Source organism: Nioella sp., assembly GCF_965215655.1.
Taxonomy (GTDB): domain Bacteria; phylum Pseudomonadota; class Alphaproteobacteria; order Rhodobacterales; family Rhodobacteraceae; genus Nioella.
The window spans coordinates 2459074-2473771 of the sequence record NZ_OZ244111.1; the positions used below are offsets into that span (position 1 = coordinate 2459074).

The following is a 14698-nucleotide window of genomic DNA, read 5'->3' on the forward strand; positions in this document are numbered from 1 at the left end:
CAGGATTTGCAAGTGTTCTTGGGCACCTGCGCCCCTATACTGACGCTGACAATCCCGGAGTGCCCCATGTCCACCCCCGACCGTTTCCCCATAGCCAAGCATATGGAGCGTCTCTGCCTCGGGCTGAAACTGCCCTCCGACCGGGTTCTGGCCCGCGCCGGTCTGCCAACCGATTTCTTCGCCAGTGAGGGGCGCGGCGCGACGGCTGCTCAGGTCTTTGCCCTGTGGCGGGCAGCAGAGACGGAACATGGCAGCGCGGAGATGGCGTTCGACCTCGCGATGATCTCCTCCACCGGCCAGTTCATTCCCGCCCTCTTCGCCTTTTCCTGTAGCCCGACCGTCGAGATCGGTTTACAGCGCCTGTCACTGTTCAAGCCGCTGGCGGGGCCGTTCCGGTTGAGCCTTCATGGCGACCTCGACGGGCTGTCCCTGCGCTTTGCCTCGCTGTCGCCCCATGATCCCCTGCCCGACAGCCTTGCGGCCTTCGAGCTTGTGTTCCTGGTCAACATTCTGCGTAACCTCACCGGCGAACAGGTGGTGCCCGACCGGGTGGACCTGCCCGATTATGAGGGCGACCGGGCGCGGCTGGACAGCTATCTCGGCACCCCGGTCCAGTACGGGCATGGCTGTGGCCTTCGCCTTGCTCCGCAGGATGCAACCCTGCCGCTCATCAGCCATGATGACGAGCTGTGGCAGATGTTCGAACCGCGCCTGCGCCGGGATCTCGTTGCGCTTGGCACGCCGCAGGCCTGCGCGGACCGGGTGCGGGCGGCGCTGATCGAGATGCTGCCAGCGGGCCGCGCCACGGCGGATGCGGTCGGCAGCCATCTGGGCCTGTCCACCCGCAGCCTGCACCGACGGCTGAGCAGCGAAGGCACCAGCTTTCAGACCATCCTGAACGCCACACGCACGGAACTCTCCCTGCACTACCTGCGCCGCGACGATGTCAGCATCGAGGAAATCTCGTACCTGCTGGCCTTCCGCGACCCCAATTCCTTCTACCGCGCCTTTCGCGGCTGGACCGGCATGACCCCGCGAGAGGCGCGGGCGCAGCCCCGCCCCTAGCCGCGCTTTGCCAGGAACGTATCCACCTCGCCCCCCATGGGAATGGCCTCTGCCGCGCCGGGGCGGGTGACCTGAATGGCCGCCGCCGCCGCCGCGCGGGTCAGGGCCTGATCCAACGGCTGGCCCGCATCTATCCCGGCCAGCGCATAGCCCAGGAAGGTATCGCCCGCGCCGGTGGTGTCGACGGGGACGACCCTGAAGGCATCGACCCGCGTCGCCGCCGCGCCCTTGATATAGGCCGCACCCCGGCTGCCATAGGTCACCAGCCGGTCGATCCCGTCGAGCGCGCCATGCGGCAGAGCGGCGCGAAGCTGTGCCTCCTCCACCTCGTTGACGGACAGAAGATCGGCGAAAGGCAGGATGACGCGCACCGCCTCCGGGTCGAAGGGGGCGGCGCAATAGCAGACCTGTAGCCCCCTGCCCCGCGCCAGCCGGGCGGCCTCGACCCCCGCGCTTGTTTCGTTCTGCAAAAGCAGCCAGTCGCCGGGCTGAGCGCTGCCAAGCGCTGTTTCCACCTGATCGGCCGCCACCTGCCGGTTCGCACCTGGAAAGAGGATAATGGCATTCTCCGCCGCGTCATCGACGGCGATGATGGCATGGCCGCTTGGCACCTCGCCCTGCAACACATGGGTCACATCCACCCCATCCGCCGCCAGCCGGTCCACCGTCCACTGTCCTTCCGGTCCAATGGCCCCGATATGGCGCACGGCCCCGCCCGCGCGGGCGATGGCGATGGACTGGTTTGCCCCCTTGCCGCCGAGCCCGGTCTGAAGCGTCCGCGCCGCGATGGTCTCGCCGGGCGCGGGAAGATGATCCATCCGGTAGGAATGGTCGATATTGATCGAGCCGAGATTGTAGATCGTCATGAGACCTGTCCGCCTGCGTGATAAGAACAGACTAGCCTCACCCACGCACACCTGCCAGCCCGGTTTCGCCGCTCGATCCGCATTGCAGAGCCGCGCAAGAAGATCAGCCCGCAAGCCCCATCTGAGCGATGGTCCGCGTCAGGGCGGTGACGAACAACCCCTCCTCGACCCCCGGTTCCGCATCCTCGCGGCGCAGCAGACCCACCGGCCCCCGTGTCATCCCGGTGTCAAACGGCAGCCGCACCAGCCGACCCTCTGCCAGTTCGTTCCAGACCACGCCGCGTGAGATGATCCAGACTGCATCGCTTTCGCGGGTATAGACCCGGCCAAAGGCCCCCGAAACCGTTTCCAGCGCCTTGGGCAGCGCGCCGATGCCATTGCCGATCAGGAACCGTTCCACCAGCGGCCGGATCGCGGCGGCGGCGGGCGGGTAGATGACCGGCCAGTTCACGATATCCTCCAGCCGGGGCGCATCGAGCAGCGGATGGCCGGGGCGCACCACAAAATCCACCTCTTCCTGATAAAGCTGCGTAAAGCTCAGGTTCTGCATGATCGACGGATCGCCAAGCCGTCCGATCACCATGCCGACAGCCCCGCTGCGCAGCTGGTCCACCAGATAGGCAATCGGCCCGTCCAGCACCCGCAGCGAGGCGCTCGGCGACAGGCGTTCGAACTCTACCACCGCGCGAGGCAACAGGGCCGCCGCGACGGAGGGCAGCGCGCCGATGCTGATCTCGGCCCGCTTTCCCGTCGCATCGAGCTGCGCAATGCCATCGAGCCCGTGATCCAGCGCCGACAGGCTCATATCGGCGAAATGCGCAAAGACCTGCCCCGCATCGGTCAGGCTGACCCCGGCGCGGCTGCGCAGAAGCAGCTTCTTGCCGAGGATCTGCTCCAGCTCCTTCAGGGTCTTGGAAATTGCGGGCTGCGTCAGGTTCAGCCGTTCCGCAGCGCGTTTCAGGCTGCCCTGCCGCACAGTCTCGGTGAAGCACTGGATATGGCGCAGCTTGATGCGGCTGCGGATCGCATTGTTGTCCATTTGGGAAATCATATTGCCCAACATGTCATTATTCACGCACAAACAGTTATGCTAAATCCGATCCAACAGGTCTAGTCTGATTTCTGGGAGGATCTCATGCGCAGTCAGGTGGTGATTATCGGGGGCGGTCCGTCGGGGCTGTTGCTGGGGCAGCTACTGCACCGCAAGGGCATCGACGCGGTGGTTCTGGAACGCAAGACCCGCGACTACGTGCTTGGCCGCATCCGCGCGGGGGTGCTGGAAACAGGGCTCGTGACCCTGATGCGCGAGGCGGGCGTGGCAGACCGGATGGATGCCGAAAGCATCGTCCATGACGGCACCGTGATCGCCTATGGCGAGGATCAGTTCCGGGTGGATTTCGTCGAGACGACCGGCGAAAGCGTCGTGGTCTACGGCCAGACAGAACTGACCCGTGACCTCTATGATGCGCGCGAGGCCTGCGGGGCTAAGACGCTGTTCGAAGTGGACAACGTCGTGATCAACGGGGCCGACAGCGACGCGCCTTACGTCACCTTCACCCATGAGGGCAGCGAAAAGCGCATCGACTGCGATTTCATCGCGGGCTGCGACGGGTTTCATGGCGTCAGCCGCCAGACCATCCCGCTGACCGTGCGCACCGAATACGAGAAGGTTTATCCCTTCGGCTGGCTCGGGCTGCTATCCGACACGCCGCCGGTGCATGAGGAGCTGATCTATTCCAACTCCGAGCGCGGTTTTGCCCTCTGCTCGCAACGCAGCTGGACGCGCAGCCGCTATTACATCCAGTGCTCGCTCTCTGATCATGCCGAGGACTGGTCCGACCAGATGTTCTGGGATGAGCTGCGCCGCCGCCTGCCGGCAGAGACCGCCGCGAAGCTGGTCACCGGCCCCTCGATCGAAAAGAGCATCGCCCCCCTGCGCAGTTTCGTGACGGAACCGATGCGGTGGGGCCGGCTGTTCCTCTGCGGGGACGCTGCCCATATCGTGCCGCCCACGGGTGCCAAGGGGCTGAACACGGCGGCCTCCGACATCCATTACCTCTATCATGGTCTGATGCAGTTCTACGAGGAGAAGGACAGCGAGGGGATCGACCGCTATTCCGAGAAGGCGCTGGCGCGGATCTGGAAGGCGGAACGCTTCAGCTGGAACACCACGATGATGCTGCACCGCTTCCCCGACATGAACGGGTTCGACCTGAAGATGCAGCGTGCCGATCTGGAATTCCTGCGCGACAATGCGGATGCGCAACGTGTCTTTGCCACCAACTATGTCGGGCTGCCCTTCTGATGCACGTCCTCATGGCAAATGGCGTCAAACTGAACTGGCGCGAGGATGGCGACCCGGCGGGGCTGCCGCTGGTCTTCGCCAATTCGCTCGGGACCGACCTGCGGTTGTGGGATCAGATTCTATCGCTTCTGCCCTCTGGCCTGCGGATCATCCGCTTCGACAAGCGCGGGCATGGGCTGTCGGACTGCCCCTCTGCCCCTTACGCGATGGACGATCTGGTCAGTGACGCCGAGGCGCTGCTGGATGGGTTGGGCATATCCGATTGCCTCTTCGTGGGACTGTCCATCGGCGGCATGATCGGCCAGGGGCTTGCCGCGCGCCGGCCCGACCTGATCCGCGCACTGGTCTTGTCCAATACCGCCGCGAAGATGGGCGATGCGGCCATGTGGCAAACCCGCATCGACGCGATCCTTGCGGGCGGGATCGAGGCGCTGGCCGATGCGGTGATGGAGCGCTGGTTCTCGCCTGCCTTCCTCGCGCGGCCCGAGCTGACCGCATGGCGCAACATGCTGACACGCACCCCGGCAGAGGGCTATATCGGCTGCTGCCATGCCATCGCCGGGGCCGACCTGTCAGAGAGCACGAACACCCTGACCCTGCCCACGCTGGCCATCGCGGGCAGCGAAGACGGGGCCAGCCCACCCGATCTTGTGCGAGGAACCGCCGAGATGATCGCGGGCAGCCGTTTCGAGGTTATCGACGGCGCGGGCCACCTGCCTTGTGTCGAGGACCCCGCCGCCTATGCCGTCCTGCTGACCGATTTCCTGAAGGAGCACGCCCATGTCTGAGCGTTTTGAAACCGGCATGAGCGTGCGCCGCAAGATCCTGGGCGATGCCCATGTGGACCGGGCCGAGGCCGCCAAGACCGAATTTGACGAGCCCTTCCAGACGCTCATCACCGAAGGGGCTTGGGGTACGGTCTGGGCGTCGGACGGGATCAGCGACCGGGAACGCTCGATGCTGACCCTCGCCCTGCTGGCCGCCCTTGGGAATTTCGAGGAAATCCCGATGCATATCCGCGCCACCGCGCGAACCGGGGCCAGCAAGCAGGACGTTCTGGAAGCCTTCCAGCATGTCGCCATCTATGCCGGTGTGCCGCGTGCCAATCACGCGCTGAAACTGGCCAAGCAGACCTATGCCGACATGGAACAAGACTAATCCCGGGAAACGCGCGATATTTCCCAGCCTTGAAGGAGGAGCGCCGCAATGACCAAGCCAGGCGAATACTATCAGCGGGACCGGATGTGGCATCCCCCCGCCTATGACAAGGACTACAAGACCAGCGTCACGCGCAGCCCGCAATATTCGCTGATCTCGCTGCAGAACTCGGTTTCCGAGATCACCGGCCCGACCTTCGGCCACAACGATGTGGACCCGCTCGATAACGACCTGATCAAGAACTACGCACAGCCGGGTCAAAGCCCCATCGGGGAACGGATCATCGTCCATGGCCGGGTGCTGGATGAAAACGGTCGCCCCGTGCCGAACACGCTGGTCGAGGTCTGGCAGGCCAATGCGGGCGGGCGCTATCGACACAAGAAGGACACCTATCTTGCGCCCATCGACCCCAATTTCGGCGGCTGCGGACGGACCCTGACGGATGAAAACGGCTACTACTTCTTCCGCACGGTCAAGCCCGGCGCCTACCCGTGGCGCAACTGGGTAAATGACTGGCGGCCGGCACATATCCACCTGTCAATCTTCGGGCACGCTTTCGCACAGCGGCTGATCACCCAGATGTATTTCGAGGGCGACCCGCTGATTGCCACCTGCCCCATCGTCAACACCATCCGCGACAAGGCCGCCATCGGCCAGTTGATCGCGGCGCTCGACAAGAATGCGACGATCCCGCTCGACAGCATCGCCTACAAGTTCGATATCGTGCTGCGCGGACGCCGCTCAACGATGTTTGAAAACCGGCTGGAGGGGAACTGATGACCCAATCGCTTGATTACCTGAAGGAAACCGCCTCTCAGACCGCTGGTCCCTATGTCCATATCGGGCTTGCCCCCGGCGCGGCGGGCTTTGACATCTACCGGCAGGAACTGGGCTGGGACATCGCCGGACCCAATGCTAGGGGCGAACGCATCCGCGTCGAGGGCATCGTGATCGACGGCACCGGCAGCCCGGTCAAGGATGTGCTGCTGGAAGCCTGGCAGGCCAATGCCGATGGCATCTATGCGCATCCCGAAGGCGGCGGCGAGGTGGAAGAGGGCTTTCGCGGTTGGGGTCGCGTGATCACCGATTTCGCCACCGGCGAATGGGCGTTCGACACCGTCAAGCCGGGCCGCACAAGGGGCCGCAATGTCGGAACGCAAGCGCCGCATATCAACCTGTGGATCGTGGCGCGCGGCATCAATATCGGGCTGAATACGCGGCTCTATTTCGACGATGAGGCAGAGGCGAACGCTGCCGACCCGGTTCTGAACCTGATCGAATGGGAACGCCGCCGGGCAACGCTGATTGCCAAGCGCACGGAACGCGACGGGCAAACGGTCTATCGGTTCGACATCAGGCTGCAGGGCGAGGAAGAAACCGTCTTCTTCGACATTTGACGAATGCCCGGCCCGGCGGCAGGATCGGCGGGCCTTTCAGAATGGAAAAACACGACATGTCAAACCCTTGCATCATCTGCGTGGCGATCACCGGATCGGTCCCCACCAAGGCCAACAATCCCGCGGTGCCGATCACGGTCGAGGAACAGATCGAAAGCACGCAGGAGGCGTTCGAGGCGGGCGCGTCCATTGCTCATTGCCATGTCAGGAATGATGACGGGACGACCACCAGCGACCCGGAGAAATTCGGGCGCCTGATGGAAGGGCTGCACACGCATTGCCCCGGCATGATCGTGCAGCTCTCGACCGGCGGCCGGTCCGGCGCGGGGCAGGCCCGTGGCGGGATGCTGCCGCTGCGCCCCGACATGGCCTCGCTGTCAGTGGGGTCGAACAACTTCCCCACGCGGGTCTATGAAAACCCGCCCGATCTGGTCGCCTGGCTGGCCTCGGAGATGATAAAGTATAACGTGAAGCCCGAGATAGAAGCCTTTGATCTGTCGCATATTTTCCAGGCCAAGCTGATGCAGGACCGGGGCGAGCTGCAAGGCACGCCCTATGTGCAATTCGTCATGGGCGTGAAGAACGCGATGCCGGTGGATCGGGAGGTGTTCGACTTCTACATCCGCACCGTGAAGCGGCTCTTTGGCGAGGATGCTCCATGGTGCGCCGCCGGGATCGGGCCCAACCAGATCGTGGTGAATGAGTGGGCCATCGCAGAGGGTGGTCACGCGCGCACCGGGCTGGAGGACAACATGCGGCTCGACCGCGAGCGGCTGGCCCCGTCGAACGCGGCCCTTGTCGCGCGGGCGGTGGAGCTGTGTGAGAAATATGAGCGTCCGGTGGCCAGCTGGCAGCAGGCGCGGGCGATTTTGGGGCTGGCTGCACCGGCGCATTAAAGGGGGCGCCACGCGTACACCCCCCGTACACCCCCTGTACACCCCCCGTGCAGATGAAACCACGATTTCGCCGTGCCTTCGGCACGTCGACCCGCGCGGCCCTTACGGGCCGCGATTCTGGTCAGGAAGGGGGCTCTGCCCCCGTCGCCTGTCGGCGACTCCCCCGAGGTATTTTCACCAAGCTGAAAGGGTCAGAGCCCCAGCCTCGCGGCATGCGCAGGGGCAAAGCAGCGAGCGGTGCGAATCCCGTCCTCGGCCAGCCGCGCGATCCGCACGGGGTCGGGGTGCCGATCCGCGGCATTCGCGATCCGGGCGTAGAGCGCGGCCAAAAGCGTCTGGATCGTGAGCGCCATGACATCATGGGCCTGTGGGGTCGGATCCTCTGCCACTTGCAAAGACGCGCGGGCGCGCTGCCAGAGCGGCAGCAGCCCGGCGTGATCCTCGCCTTGCAGGAAGGCGTCAAACGCTGCCCCCGGCGCACCGGTCAAAAGCCGCGTGGCCAGCATCCGTTCATGAATGCCATTCGCACCCTCGTAGATCGCGGTAATGCGCGCATCGCGATAGGTCTGTTCCAGCCGGTATTCGGACAGGTAGCCATAGCCGCCAAGCACTTGCATCCCCAGTTCGGCGGCGCGCATGCCGGCCTCGGTGCAGGCGACCTTGGCCACGGGGGTCAGGAACTCCACAAGGTCGGGCGCATCGCCCCGTTCCATCGCCACGCAGGCCAGGTGGCAGACCGCGCGGCCACCCATGGCCAGCGCGTCGATCTCGGTCAGGATGCGCTGCACATCGGCATGATCAGCGAGCGTCGCGGGGCTGCCATCGGCTTTGCGGCCCTGCTGGCGTTCGGCGGCGTAATGGCTTGCCACATCATGGGCACGGGCGGCATGGGCCACGCCTTGCAGCGCCACGTCGGCGCGGGCGTGATTCATCATGGTAAACATGGCGGCCAGCCCCTGCCCCTCGGCCCCGATCAGCTCGGCCTCGGCCCCGTCGAAGGCCAGCTGGCAGGTGGGCGAGGCGTGGAGACCCATCTTTTCCTCGATCCGGGTCACGGTGACGGTGTTGCGGGTCCCGTCGGCCTTGGTGCAAGGGCAGAGGAACAGCGACAAGCCCTTCACCCCGTTGTCAGACGTGCGGGCAAGGACGAGATGCAGGATGCGCGCGCTCAGGTCCTGATCGCCGCCGGAGATGAAGATTTTCTCGCCGCTGATCTGCCAGGTATCGCCCGTCTGCACGGCCCGGCAGCGGATGCGGCTGAGGTCCGAGCCCGCGCCCGGTTCCGTCAGGCACATGGTGGCGAGTGTCTGTCCGCTTGCCAGCCCCGGGATATGGCGGGCCTGCTGGTCGTCGGTGCCGAAGCGGGTCAGCACGCGCACCGCGCCGGGGACAAGGCCCGTGACCATCTGCAAGCTGTGATTGGCCCCGGAAAAGATCTCGGAGGTGATCGCCAGCATCAGCGCCCCCATGCCCTGCCCGCCATATTCCTCGGGCGCGGTCAGGCCGGGCCAACCCTGCTCGGCATAGGCGCGGTAGACCCCGGCGAAGCCATCGGGCATCCGCACGCGGCCGTTTTCCAGCCGGCAGCCCTGCCGGTCGCCCGGTTCATCGAGGGGTGCGATTTCTCCTTCCGCGAAGGCGGCGAAATGGGCCCCGATCTCGCGCGCCATGTCGGCATCCCAGTCGGGGATGCTGTCCGCGTCCGCCACATGGGTCAGCGTGAAGAGGATATCGTCCAATGGGGCGGCGAAGGGTTTCATCGGGGTTACTCCACGGCGAAAAGATGCATTTCCACGCCAGACGTGCCACGCGCACCCCGGCCCACCAGGATCAGGTGATTGACCCATTGATAGCGCGGGTTGCCGCTTTCCAGCCTTGCGGTGGTGCGGAAGTAATACTCGGCGGGGTCCACCGCCTCGCCGCGCGCAAGGCGCGCCATCACCTCGGGCGGGCCATGCCGCACGCCCCTGTTGACGATCTCGATCAGCGCGCCATCCTCGGTTTCCATCGCGTAGCGCGTGTCGATATCGGCGGCCCCGTCGGCAAAGATGGTCTGCCAGTCGGCGCCGAGACTGAGGATATCGCCTTCGATGCGCCCAGTGACCGTACCGCCAACAATGGGAATGATCCGCCGCTGCCCGGCGCGGCCCGGCCCCATTTCCCGCAGGGGGCCAAGCTGCACATGAAGCGTGCAGAAGGGCGTCAGGCGCGGGGCCTCCATCATTCCAGCCCCAGAAGCCGCGCGGCATTGCCCTTGATGATGTCGGGGCGCAACTCGTCCTTGATGGCAATCTTCTCGAAATCCGACAGCCAGCGTTCGGGCGTGATCATTGGCCAGTCGGAGCCGAAGAGCACCTTCTTCCTAAGGATCGAGTTGCAGTATTTCACCAGAATCTCGGGGAAATACTTGGGCGACCAGCCCGACAGGTCGATATAGACATTGGGCTTGTGCTGCGCGACGGCGAGCGCCTCCTCCTGCCAGGGGAAGGAGGGGTGCGCGAGGATGATCCTGAGGTCGGGGAAGTCGACCGCCACGTCATCCATATACATCGGATTGGAGTATTTCAGCCGCATCCCGTTGCCGCCGGGCATGCCGCTGCCCACCCCGGTCTGCCCGGTGTGGAAAAGCGCGATGCCGCCTTCCTCCTCGATCGCCTCGTAGAGCGCATAGGCCATGCGGTCATTGGGATAAAAACCCTGCATCGTGGGGTGAAACTTGAACCCCTTGATGCCGAAGTCGCGCATCAGGCGTCGCGCCTCGCGCACGCCCATCTTGCCCTTCCACGGGTCGATGGAGGCAAAGGGGATCAGCACGTCGCTGTTTTCCGCCGCAAGCTCCGCCACCTCCTCGTTCTTGTAGCGCCGATATCCGGTTTCGCGTTCGGCATCGACGGGGAAGATCACCGCGGCGATGTTTTGTTCACGGTAGTGTTGGGCCGTTTCCGGCACGGTCGGCGGGTGTTGCCATGGGGCGCGGAAATACTGCGCCATGGTCGCCTGCAAGTCGTCATAGCCGTCATCGGCGTGGCAACCGCAGGGTTCCTCGGCATGGGTGTGGATGTCGATGGCGCGGATTTTCGTCAGGTCTACCATGGGTTTGGCCTTTTCAGATCGTGGTGACGCAAGCGTCGCTGTCCGCGTAAAGCCGGGCCAGCAGATCGGCCCGCCGGGTCAGCACCTTGCGGAAATTGAGGTTGCCCTTGGCGGTCATTTCGCCTTCGGGCATCGAGGGCGGTTCGGCCAGAACGATGGCGCGGGCGATGCGGGTGGAACTGCCGCTGAACTCGCGGGCACGTTCTGCAAGGCGTCGGTGGATCTCGCCAAGCAAAGCGGGATCGGACAGCGCGCCAGCCTCCGCCGCATCCGAGAAGCCCTCGGATTTCAGCTCGCCCATGTTGGGGAAGATCATCACGCCGATCTCGTCGCGGTCGGCACCGGTGATCACCAGATCGGCGGCAAGTGGCGACAGGCAGGCCAGCATGTCGATACGAAGCTGCGCCGCGCGCACCCAGGTGCCGGTGAGAAGTTTGAAATCCTCGGAAATGCGCCCGTCGAACTTCAGGCCCTTGTTGGGGTCGTCGGGATCGACAAACACCATCGCGTCGCCGGTGATGAAGAAGCCGTCCTCATCGAACGCCTCCGACGTCTTCTCCGGCGCATCCAGATAGCCGGGCATCACGTTGGGGCCCTTCACCCGCACCTCGCAGCGCATGTCAGCGTCGGGCAGCAGTTTCACAGTGCAGCCCGGCAGCGGCACGCCGACGACGCCAGACCGGTCAATCGGTTCATGTTGCAGCATCACGGCGGGCGCGGTTTCCGTGAGGCCCCAACTGGTGGTGATCAGCGGCACCTCGCCTTTCACTTCCATCGCCATCGCCTCGAAGCCTTGCCAGACCTCCTGAGGAAGCGAGGCACCGGCGTAGAAGATGAGGTCGAGATCCTCGAAGAACCGGCGACGCAGGTCTGCGTCCGCCTTCAACGCCTTGAGCAGCATCCCGTAGCCCACGGGTACGTTGAAGCTGAGCGTTCCGGTCACGAGGCCAAGGTTTTCCACCGTCCGCTCGAACAGCCCCGGCACCGGCTTGCCGTCGTCGATATAGAGCGATCCGCCATTCGCCAGCATCATGTTGAAGTTGTGCGAGCCACCGAAGACATGGTTCCACGGCAACCAATCCACGATGCGCGGCGGGCGGGCGCGCAGCATCGGCAGGGCGTCGGCCAGTTGGGTCTGGTTCACGCACATCATCCCTTGAGTGGTCAGCACCCCCTTGGGAGAGGAGGTGGAGCCCGAGGTCATCAGGATCTTGGCCACGGTCGCGGGTGTCACCGCGTCGAAGGCGGCGTCGATATCGGTGCTGTCATCACCCTGCAACAGCGTCTCGAACGCCGTCACGCCGGGGCGGCCATGGGTGTGGCTTGCGACAATCTCCACCCCGTCGAAACAGTCGAGGTCCAACGCCTCGCCATAGTGGGCGGCGTCCACGGCATAGGCCATGGCGGGGCGGACAAGTTCGACCGCGTGGCGCAACCGGCCATGGGCGCCATGGATCAGCGAATATTGCTCGGCCACCGGCACCGTGGGGATGCCTGCATATTGTCCCGCAAGCGACAACAGCCCGTGGTCGATGCCGTTGCCCGACAGGATCATGATCGGGCTATCCTGGTCCAGCCCCCGCGCCAGCAGGCTCTCGGCCAACGCTCGCACCATTTGCAGCGCCTCGCGATAGGTCACGGTCCGCCAGCCCGCACCGCTGCGTTCGGCAAGGAACACCCGGTCCGGAGCCTCGATCGCCCAACGGTGCAGCCAGTCGCCCGTGCGCCGCATCACCGGCCCAAGCGAGATGTCGGAATGCAACAGGATCGACCCGTCGGGCCGGGTGGTGCGCGTCACGGCATGGGGCAGGAAATCGGTTGTGCGCTTCATGGCGGTCATTCCTTTGTGCCTTTGGCTTCGATCCGGCGCAGAACGTCCAGCACCTGCGCGTATTCGGTCATGCCCACCCCTTGCAGCAGCCGCGCCTCATGGGATTTCACCGCCTCGATGGCGCGCGCGCAAAGTTGCCGCCCGGCCAATGTGGGCACCAGCGCATAGGCGCGCCGGTCGGTCGGGACTTTCTCTCGCAGGATCAGGTCGCGGCGTTCCAATTCGTCGATGATGACGACAAGGTTGGGCCGCTCGATATCCATCGCATCCGCCAGTTGCGACTGGCGCAGGCCGGGATTGTCCACGATCAGAACCAGCGCCGAATAGGTGATCATGCGCAGGTCAAAGGGTTTCAGCGTCGCGGCAAGATCGGCCTGCACCACGTTGAAAGCACGCTTCATGTGGTAGCCGACGAAGCCGCGCAGGGTGGCGTCGGATACGTGGGTAATGACGGGTGGGGCGGGGTTGGGCTTGCTCATGGCCTTATCCGAATTTCGGGTCGCGTTTTTGCAGGAAGGCCTGAAGCCCTTCGAGCGCGTGGGGGCTTGTCTGGGTCAGCGCCGCGCAGAGGCTTTCGGTGAACAGCCCGTCGGCCTTGGCCATGTCCTCGATGCGGGAAATCGCCTGGATCATGATGTAGTTGGACAGCGGCGCGTTAGACGCGATCTGCTTGGCCAGTTTTCGCGCCATCGGCAGCGCCTCGCCTTCACCGACGCTGTAATGGGTGAGGCCAAGCGCCAGCCCCTCCTCCGCGCCGTATTTGCGGCCCGTCAGCATCATCTCGACCATCCGGTCGGCACCGAGGATGCGCCCGACGCGCACGGACGCGCCGCCCCCCACATAAATGCCGCGTTTGCCTTCGGGCAGTTGGAAGATCGTCGAAGGCTCTGCAATCCGCACATGGGTCGAGGTCGCCAATTCCAGCCCGCCGCCGATCACCGCGCCGAACATGGCCGAGACCACCGGCAGCCCGCCATACTGGATCTTGTCCATGATCGCGTGCCAGCCGCGCGAATGACGCATGGTGCCTTCGGCATCGCGCTGCTGATGCTCCGACAGGTCGAGCCCGGAGCAATAATGCCCTTCCACGCCGGTCAGGATTGCCACTTTCACCCCCTCGGGCGGCTTGGTAAAAAAGGCGTCGATGGCGTGAAGCAGCTCATCGCACATGGCGTTGCGCTTGCCGGGGCGGTTCATGGTGAGGGTGGCGATGCCGTCCTCGATCTCGATCTTCAGAATGTCGGACATTGGGGGGATCTTTCAGCGCGGGGGCAGCCGGACCGCGCCGTCAAGGCGGATCGTGGTGCCGTTCAGATAGGGATTTTCGATGATCTGCGCGGCCATGAGCGCATATTCCTGCGGCTGGCCGAGCCGTGCCGGGAACGGGATATTCGCGGTGATCTGGGCGGTGACCTCTTTGGGCAGGCCCTCCATCATCGGGGTGTGGAAAAGCCCCGGCGCGATGGCCATGACGCGGATGCCCTGCTTGGCAAATTCCCGTGCGGCGGGCAGGCACATGGCGGCAATCGCCCCCTTGGAGGCCGCATAGGCCGCCTGACCCAACTGCCCATCCTGATAAGCGACAGAGGCGGTGTTGACGATCACGCCCCGTTCGCCCGTTTCGGTCGGCTCAAGCTCCGACATCAGTCGGGCCGCGTGGCTCATCACGTTGTAGGTGCCGAAAAGGTTGACCCGCAGGGTGCGTTCAAAGACGTCGAAAGACATCTTGCCCTCGCGCCCCACGATCCGGGCGGCCATGCCGACGCCCGCGCAGTTGACCGCGATGCGCGCCGCCTGGCCGAATGTCTCCGCCACCTGCTCCACCGCCGCGCCGACGGCGGGTTCGTCGCCCACGTCCAGATGCACGGCGATGCCGCCGATCTCTGCCGCGACAGCCTCGGCCCGCGCGCCGTCATAGTCGAAGATCGCGACCTTCGCCCCATGCCCCGCCAGATGCCGCGCCGTCGCGGCCCCGAGGCCCGATCCGCCACCTGTGACGATGGCCACCTGATCCAGAATGCGCATGGGCGTTGCCTTTCTCTTTCGTTCCATAATAGTTATTTCACATAACGATATGTGACGCAAGA

16 protein-coding genes are annotated in these 14698 nt (G+C 64.8%); 7 read left to right on the plus strand and 9 right to left on the minus strand.

Annotated features, from left to right (window positions below; all coding sequences use genetic code 11):
- Nucleotides 1-66 precede the first annotated feature (66 nt).
- Nucleotides 67-1065, plus strand: a complete 999-nt coding sequence (locus ACOOEX_RS12290) for an AraC family transcriptional regulator ligand-binding domain-containing protein (protein WP_420395097.1) — start codon at nucleotides 67-69, stop codon at nucleotides 1063-1065.
- On the opposite strand, the gene ACOOEX_RS12295 is transcribed toward ACOOEX_RS12290, so the two are convergent.
- Both ACOOEX_RS12295 and pcaQ read right to left on the minus strand, forming a co-directional pair.
- On the minus strand, nucleotides 1062-1931 hold the full coding sequence (locus ACOOEX_RS12295; protein ID WP_420395098.1) for a ribokinase: 870 nt from the start codon (nucleotides 1929-1931) through the stop codon (nucleotides 1062-1064). The genes ACOOEX_RS12290 and ACOOEX_RS12295 overlap by 4 nt on opposite strands.
- A 103-nt stretch (nucleotides 1932-2034) precedes the next feature.
- Nucleotides 2035-2970: a pca operon transcription factor PcaQ gene (gene pcaQ, locus ACOOEX_RS12300; protein WP_420395099.1), complete on the minus strand. Its 936-nt coding sequence runs from the start codon at nucleotides 2968-2970 to the stop codon at nucleotides 2035-2037.
- Between the two features lie 96 nt (nucleotides 2971-3066).
- On the opposite strand from pcaQ, the gene pobA reads away from it, so the two are divergent.
- The 6 genes from pobA to ACOOEX_RS12330 are packed head-to-tail and all read left to right on the plus strand — an operon-like array spanning nucleotide 3067 to nucleotide 7687.
- Entirely contained in the window at nucleotides 3067-4236 is a 1170-nt protein-coding gene (pobA, locus tag ACOOEX_RS12305; RefSeq protein WP_420395100.1) for a 4-hydroxybenzoate 3-monooxygenase, read from the plus strand.
- An 11-nt stretch (nucleotides 4237-4247) separates the two neighbouring features.
- Nucleotides 4248-5024: a 3-oxoadipate enol-lactonase gene (gene pcaD, locus ACOOEX_RS12310; protein WP_420395101.1), complete on the plus strand. Its 777-nt coding sequence runs from the start codon at nucleotides 4248-4250 to the stop codon at nucleotides 5022-5024.
- On the plus strand, nucleotides 5017-5394 hold the full coding sequence (gene pcaC / locus ACOOEX_RS12315) for a 4-carboxymuconolactone decarboxylase (RefSeq protein WP_420395102.1): 378 nt from the start codon (nucleotides 5017-5019) through the stop codon (nucleotides 5392-5394). The genes pcaD and pcaC overlap by 8 nt, the downstream gene beginning before the upstream one ends.
- Before the next feature lie 48 nt (nucleotides 5395-5442).
- The gene (gene pcaH / locus ACOOEX_RS12320) at nucleotides 5443-6171 is read left to right on the plus strand and encodes a protocatechuate 3,4-dioxygenase subunit beta (RefSeq protein ID WP_420395103.1); all 729 of its coding nucleotides are present in this window, start codon (nucleotides 5443-5445) and stop codon (nucleotides 6169-6171) included.
- Nucleotides 6171-6791: a protocatechuate 3,4-dioxygenase subunit alpha gene (pcaG, locus tag ACOOEX_RS12325; protein WP_420395104.1), complete on the plus strand. Its 621-nt coding sequence runs from the start codon at nucleotides 6171-6173 to the stop codon at nucleotides 6789-6791. The genes pcaH and pcaG overlap by 1 nt, the downstream gene beginning before the upstream one ends.
- A 56-nt stretch (nucleotides 6792-6847) precedes the next feature.
- Complete coding sequence (locus ACOOEX_RS12330; protein WP_420395105.1) at nucleotides 6848-7687, plus strand: 3-keto-5-aminohexanoate cleavage protein; 840 nt, start codon at nucleotides 6848-6850, stop codon at nucleotides 7685-7687.
- A 191-nt stretch (nucleotides 7688-7878) separates the two neighbouring features.
- On the opposite strand, the gene ACOOEX_RS12335 is transcribed toward ACOOEX_RS12330, so the two are convergent.
- The 7 genes from ACOOEX_RS12335 to ACOOEX_RS12365 are packed head-to-tail and all read right to left on the minus strand — an operon-like array spanning nucleotide 7879 to nucleotide 14636.
- A complete protein-coding gene (locus ACOOEX_RS12335) occupies nucleotides 7879-9447 on the minus strand; it encodes an acyl-CoA dehydrogenase family protein (protein WP_420395106.1) in 1569 nt (522 codons plus the stop codon).
- Between the two features lie 5 nt (nucleotides 9448-9452).
- Entirely contained in the window at nucleotides 9453-9911 is a 459-nt protein-coding gene (locus ACOOEX_RS12340) for a DUF3237 domain-containing protein (protein WP_420395107.1), read from the minus strand.
- On the minus strand, nucleotides 9908-10780 hold the full coding sequence (locus ACOOEX_RS12345; RefSeq protein ID WP_420395108.1) for an amidohydrolase family protein: 873 nt from the start codon (nucleotides 10778-10780) through the stop codon (nucleotides 9908-9910). Before ACOOEX_RS12345 ends, ACOOEX_RS12340 begins: the two co-directional genes overlap by 4 nt.
- A gap of 13 nt (nucleotides 10781-10793) precedes the next feature.
- A complete protein-coding gene (locus ACOOEX_RS12350) occupies nucleotides 10794-12611 on the minus strand; it encodes a feruloyl-CoA synthase (protein ID WP_420395109.1) in 1818 nt (605 codons plus the stop codon).
- 5 nt (nucleotides 12612-12616) lie between these two features.
- Nucleotides 12617-13090 (minus strand): MarR family winged helix-turn-helix transcriptional regulator, encoded by a 474-nt coding sequence (locus ACOOEX_RS12355; protein ID WP_420395110.1) that lies wholly within the window; start codon nucleotides 13088-13090, stop codon nucleotides 12617-12619.
- Nucleotides 13091-13094: 4 nt separating this feature from the next.
- A complete protein-coding gene (locus tag ACOOEX_RS12360) occupies nucleotides 13095-13859 on the minus strand; it encodes a crotonase/enoyl-CoA hydratase family protein (RefSeq protein ID WP_420395111.1) in 765 nt (254 codons plus the stop codon).
- A 12-nt stretch (nucleotides 13860-13871) separates the two neighbouring features.
- Nucleotides 13872-14636 carry an SDR family NAD(P)-dependent oxidoreductase gene (locus tag ACOOEX_RS12365; protein WP_420395112.1) on the minus strand — a complete coding sequence of 255 codons (765 nt, stop codon included), beginning with the start codon at nucleotides 14634-14636 and terminating at the stop codon, nucleotides 13872-13874.
- Nucleotides 14637-14698 lie beyond the last annotated feature (62 nt).